General features: G+C 52.4%; 3 protein-coding genes and 4 tRNA genes. 1 reads left to right on the forward strand and 6 read right to left on the reverse strand.

Features of this window, described 5'->3' with window-relative positions; genetic code table 11:
- Nucleotides 1–285: 285 nt before the first annotated feature.
- From G506_RS0113145 to G506_RS0113160, 4 genes are all read right to left on the reverse strand, one after another.
- Nucleotides 286–361: transfer RNA gene (locus G506_RS0113145), tRNA-Thr, on the reverse strand.
- 9 nt (nt 362–370) lie between these two features.
- Nucleotides 371–445, reverse strand: a tRNA-Gly gene (locus tag G506_RS0113150).
- 34 nt (nt 446–479) lie between these two features.
- Nucleotides 480–564: transfer RNA gene (locus tag G506_RS0113155), tRNA-Tyr, on the reverse strand.
- A gap of 6 nt (nt 565–570) precedes the next feature.
- Nucleotides 571–646: transfer RNA gene (locus tag G506_RS0113160), tRNA-Thr, on the reverse strand.
- A 323-nt stretch (nt 647–969) separates the two neighbouring features.
- On the opposite strand from G506_RS0113160, the gene coaA reads away from it, so the two are divergent.
- Entirely contained in the window at nt 970–1,911 is a 942-nt protein-coding gene (gene coaA, locus G506_RS0113165; protein ID WP_028117260.1) for a type I pantothenate kinase, read from the forward strand.
- On the opposite strand, the gene birA is transcribed toward coaA, so the two are convergent.
- Nucleotides 1,908–2,891 carry a bifunctional biotin--[acetyl-CoA-carboxylase] ligase/biotin operon repressor BirA gene (gene birA / locus G506_RS0113170; RefSeq protein ID WP_240473427.1) on the reverse strand — a complete coding sequence of 328 codons (984 nt, stop codon included), beginning with the start codon at nt 2,889–2,891 and terminating at the stop codon, nt 1,908–1,910. The genes coaA and birA overlap by 4 nt on opposite strands.
- Complete coding sequence (gene murB / locus G506_RS19725) at nt 2,854–3,897, reverse strand: UDP-N-acetylmuramate dehydrogenase (protein WP_035387351.1); 1,044 nt, start codon at nt 3,895–3,897, stop codon at nt 2,854–2,856. Before murB ends, birA begins: the two co-directional genes overlap by 38 nt.
- Between the last annotated feature and the right edge of the window lie 533 nt (nt 3,898–4,430).

Raw genomic sequence — 4,430 nt, forward strand, 5'->3', positions numbered from 1 at the left:
ATGGTACCAACGTTAACGTGCGGTTTCGTACGTTCAAATTTTTCTTTAGACATGTTGTGCCTCGGTCAAACTAAGCGGACTAGCCACTTTGGTTTTGGGTCATTCGGGAGAAGTATAATACCTATCCCGCCAAACGCTTGGTCAATCACGGTAGGTCTTAGATAAAGCCCTGCCACGGCCCCAGCGAAGATTAAAATCAATTCGCGAATTACTTTCGCGCAGATACAACAAATCCTCTTGCTGGCATTTCGCCAAATTCAAGAGGATCACAGCACCTGTAAAAGGTGGTGCTAATACCCAGAGTCGAACTGGGGACCTCATCCTTACCAAGGATGCGCTCTACCGACTGAGCTATATCAGCACAACAAATTGGAGCGGGCGGCGGGAATCGAACCCGCATCTCTAGCTTGGAAGGCTAGGGTAATAGCCATTATACGACGCCCGCAGAACTGACCGCTTATCGCCATCAGTTATCAATATGGTGGAGGGGGACGGATTCGAACCATCGAAGGCAGTGCCGGCAGATTTACAATCTGCTCCCTTTGGCCACTCGGGAACCCCTCCAAGTTGTGGTGCCGCCACCAAGAATCGAACTCGGGACCTACTGATTACAAGTCAGTTGCTCTACCAACTGAGCTATAGCGGCACATGCATCGCACGCGATGCGGAGCGCATAATAGAAAATGCCCATCTTCAGCGCAATAGCATTTTCGAAAAAATCCACAATTTGAAGCCGTTTGCACAGCTTTTGAGCAAGCGACTCACTTGTAGGATCCGAGCAGCTTTCCCTGGCGCCATACGACCGTTAGCGACTGTACCTTTAACCCAGTGGGCGGTATAGTCGCGATCTAAGTGCGCCCAGGCGTTTTGCAACGATTTTCTGCGTCTGGCAAGCCCCTGTCGGCACGGTGTTGGCGCACTACCTGCTAGCACCAACTATCGACAAGCCGAGTTACCGGAGATCCAGCAATCGTGACCGCCACAGCCAAAGAATTTGCCTACCAAGCCTTTAGCCGCGAGCAATGGGCTGCGCTACGCGATGCCGTGCCACTGCCATTGAGCGAAGCGGAATTGGAAGCGCTACGCGGGATCAACGAAGAGGTGTCGTTAGAGGAAGTCGAAGCGGTCTATCTGCCACTGTCGCGGTTGCTGAATCTGTATGTGCAATCCAAACAAGGTCGTGGCGATGTGCTGGAACAGTTCCTTGGTCGTAAACCAAGCGATGGCCCATACATTATCAGTGTTGCCGGTTCGGTGGCGGTAGGTAAAAGTACCGTAGCCCGGATCCTGCAGGCGCTATTGCAGCGCTGGCCTGAGCACCCAAAAGTCGAATTGGTCACCACCGATGGCTTTCTGATGCCGCTGGCAGAGCTAAAAGAGAAGAACCTGCTCAGCCGCAAGGGCTTCCCAGAGAGTTACGATATGCGGATGTTACTGGACTTCATCCGTAACGTTCGCAATGGCGAGGATGCCGAAGCGCCGATCTACTCGCATATGCATTACGATCGCCTGCCTCATACTCAGCCAATTCGACAGCCAGATATTTTGATTCTTGAGGGGCTGAACGTCCTACAAAGCGCCATCGATTACCCACAGTTTGTCGAACGACCATTTGTCTCAGACTACGTCGATTTCTCAATCTACGTTGATGCCCCTGAGTCATTATTAAAGCAGTGGTACATCAATCGCTTCTTAAGCTTCCGCGCTGGCCCATTCACCAATCCGCAAGCCTACTTCCATCACTACTCGAAGTTAACCATCGAGCAAGCGGAACAGACCGCGGACAACATCTGGGAACAGATCAACGGCCCCAACCTGCGCAACAATATTCAGCCGACCCGCGAACGCGCCACCTTGATCCTCTCCAAAGGCAACGATCACCTGATCGAACAGATCCGTCTGCGCGGTTAGCGGCCGCGCAGCGAGATCTCACCGGCGGCGAATCGACGCTGCTGACCCGCTTCATCCAGCAACAAATTGCCATCGGCATCAATGCCAGCGGCAATGCCATTGATCTCGCGTTCGCCCATCAGCAACTTCACCGGTTTTCCGGCAAAGCAGTCCAGTTGCTGCCAACGCGTAACAAACGGCGTTAACCCCTGTTCAGCAAACAGCGCCATTCCTCTATCCAAGTGGTGCAGTAAGCCGTTAGCCAGTTGGCTACGGTCGATGCAGCCATCAGCTTGCTGTTGCAGATCACTCCAAGGCTGATCGATCTGAGTCGCAATTGCCGCTGGCATCGCCACGTTGATCCCCATGCCGATGGTCAACTCTGCTGGCTCACCAAACTGACCACTAAGCTCAACCAAAACACCGCCGAGTTTACGTCCCTCAAGGTAGAGATCATTGGGCCACTTCAGTGACACATCGCGAAAGCCCTGCTCAGTTAATGCATCCACCAACATAACTCCGACCGCTAAGCTAAGTCCCGCAGCCGCAGTCATCCCCTGCTCTAATCGATAGAAGTACGACAGATACAGATGACTGGCTAACGGTGACTGCCATACCCGGCCACGACGACCACGACCGCTGGTTTGCATCTCTGCCAAACAAGCTTCGCCATTACGGCAACGTTCACGGCGCTGATTGATAAAATCGTTGGTTGAAGCCAACTGCCAGAACAGATGCAATGGCGCTTCTCGGCCCTCATTAACCTGAGCACCATCAAGCAAGCTTAACGGTCGTTCTAGCCGATAGCCTTTGCCGCGAACTCGAAAGATCTCCAGTCCAAGTTCGGCCAACGCTTCAATATTGTTATGGATCGCCGCACGACTGACGCTAAGCGACTCAGCCAAGGCTTCACCGGAATGGAACTCACCATCGGCGAGCAATTCAATCAAACGCTGACGGCTTTCACTGATCATCGCGCCACTCCAATTGACCTTGGCCATTCACCACTCGCACTTCCGGATGCAAGCCGATATCAAACTTCGCTTTTACCGTGGCGATGACATGATTCGCCAAGCTGCGCAGATCAGTTGCTGTGGCAGCGCCGGTATTAACCAACACCAACGCTTGCTGTTGATGTACCGCAGCACCGCCAATGGCGAAGCCTTTCAGGCCACAGCGGTCAATCAGCCACCCTGCAGGAACTTTGACTTGGTCGCCGTCGCTATAGCCAGGCAGTTCTGGGTATTGCTGTAATAACTCTTGGTACTGGCTGTTGCTGATCAGTGGGTTCTTAAAAAAGCTGCCGGCATTACCTAACACCTGCGGATCTGGCAGTTTGCTTTGTCGCACCGCTACCACTTGCTGGTAGATGGTGTGAGCCGTTAACTCGGCTTGCTGCTTCAGTTGTTGCAATGGGCCGTATTCCAGTACTGGTTGCCAAACTTTAGGTAAACGTAGGCCGACTGCGATGATCACCGCTTTGCCCGCTAAGCGCTGTTTAAATACCGAATCTCGGTAACCAAACTGACATTCCGCCGCTTCGATGCGCACTGGTTCCATGGTGTCGAGATCCAGATATTCCACATAGTCGCAGAAGTCGCTCATCTCGACCCCATAGGCACCAATATTCTGAATTGGCGAAGCACCAACGGTGCCCGGGATCAGCGCAAGATTCTCAAGGCCGAAATAGCTCTGTTCAATACACCAACGCACCACTTCGTCCCAGTTCTCTCCGGCGCCCAAATGCAGTGACCAGCTATCCGATTGCTCGGTTACCTGACGCTGCATAATGCGGTTAACAATAACCAGTCCAGCAAAGTCCTCGGTAAATACCACGTTGCTGCCACCACCTAAAATCAGCTTAGGTTTTTCAGCAAACTGCGGCAGTTGATAGGCCTCAATCAATTCAGCAAGCGAATGCACCTCGATCAGGGCATCCGCAATAGCCGGTAAGCCAAAGGTGTGCCACTGGGCTAATTGAGGATCAGGAGTTACAACAACGGACATCAGTGTTCTACGCAAACAGGAGAATCAGGGCGGAGATAGTACGGCATCCACCCCGACGAGACAAACCACGACAATCTGCTGGAAGTGGTAATACATCAAGGTCAGATAAACTCTAAGCACCCGAGAACCCGTTCTCGGCTACGGCGGAATATTTAAAATTCACCAAATACAAAAAAGCCTCAGTCTTTCGACTGAGGCTTCGTTGTAGATGGCGGAATGGACGACCATACCCAAGAGCGGAACCCGAGTTCCCCGGCGTGACAGGCCGCTAAACTCTTAATAAAGAGCCTGGCCAACTGAACTGCCGCTCTGCGCTTCGTGTTTTATGCCAAGTTTCAAATCGTACAAATACAAAAAAGCCCCAGTCTTTCGACTGAGGCTTCGTTATCGATGGCGGAGTGGACGACCATACCGACAAGCGGAACCCGCGCCACCCCTGCGTGACAGGCCGCTAAGCTCTTAATAAAGAGTCTAACCAACTGAACTGCCACTCCGCTTTCGTTTTAAAAAAACGCAGATGCGAAAAAGCCCAA

The sequence above is a fragment of the Ferrimonas senticii DSM 18821 genome (assembly GCF_000422665.1).
GTDB lineage: Bacteria > Pseudomonadota > Gammaproteobacteria > Enterobacterales > Shewanellaceae > Ferrimonas > Ferrimonas senticii.